1 protein-coding gene is annotated in these 1,265 nt (G+C 73.7%); it reads left to right on the forward strand.

What is annotated here, in order from left to right; translation table 11 throughout:
* Positions 1-1,265: type I polyketide synthase (locus NGF19_RS30345; protein ID WP_252429144.1), on the forward strand; the 1,265-nt coding region annotated here is incomplete at both ends.

Here is a 1,265-nt window from a genome sequence, read left to right on the forward strand (position 1 = left end):
TTGCGATGTGGCGGTGCGGGAGGAGCTGGCCGAGGCGCTGGCGTCCGTGTCCGCGGAGCATCCGGTGCGGGCGGTAGTCCACGCGGCCGGGGTGCTCGACGACGCCCTGATCGACTCCCTCACCCCGGAGCGGGTGGCCGAGGTCCTGCGCCCGAAGGTCGACGCGGCCTGGCACCTGCACGAACTGACCCGTGATCTGGACCTCACCGCGTTCGTCCTGTTCTCGTCGGCGGCCGGCACCCTGGGCAGCGCCGGCCAGGGGAACTACGCGGCGGCCAACGTCTTCCTGGACACACTCGCCGCGTACCGTCGAGCCCAGGGGCTGCCCGCGCAGTCCCTGGCCTGGGGCCTGTGGGCGGACCGCTCCGCCCTCACCGGGCAGCTCGACGGCCACGACCTGAACCGCGTCTCCCGCAACGGCATCCGCCCGCTGTCCGCGGCCGAGGGCCTGGCGATGTTCGACGACGCGCTGCGCAGCGAGCAGCCGCTCGTTCTGCCGGTCGCCTTCATGGCCACCGGGCTCGGCGGCCGCGGTCAGGCCGTACCGCCGCTGCTGCGCGGTCTGGTCCGCACACCGCAGCGCCCGACGGCCGACACCGCGGCCGACGGCGACACGCTGCGCGACCGACTCGCCGGCCTCGGGGAGCGGGACGCCCGCGAGACCGTCCTGAATCTGGTGCGCGCCCACACGGGCGTCGTCCTGGGCCACGGCGGCGAGGTCGCCGCCGAACGGGCCTTCAGGGACATGGGCTTCAGCTCCCTTTCCGCCGTCGACCTGCGCAACCGGCTCGGCTCGGCCACCGGCCTGAAGCTCCCCGCCACCCTGGTCTTCGACTACCCGAACGTGGCGGCGCTCACCGACTTCCTGCTCACCAGGCTCCTCGGTGAGCGGTCCGCCGCCACCCGGGCCGCGGTCACGGTGCCCCGCGCCACGGCCGACGAGCCCATCGCGATCGTGGGCATGAGCTGCCGCTATCCGGGCGGGGTGCGCTCGCCCGAGGACCTGTGGCGCGTGGTGGCCGGTGGGCAGGACGTGATCTCCGCCTTCCCGACCGACCGCGGGTGGGACCTGAACCGGCTCTTCGACACCCGCCAGACCGTCAGGTCCTCGGCACGTGAGGGCGGATTCCTGTACGACGCCGCCGACTTCGACGCGGAGTTCTTCGGGATCTCGCCGCGTGAGGCGCTGGCGATGGACCCGCAGCAGCGGCTGCTGCTGGAGACCTCGTGGGAGGTCTTCGAGCGGGCTGGCATCGACCCGGCCA

It is taken from the genome of Streptomyces macrolidinus (assembly GCF_023887685.1).
GTDB lineage: Bacteria > Actinomycetota > Actinomycetes > Streptomycetales > Streptomycetaceae > Streptomyces > Streptomyces macrolidinus.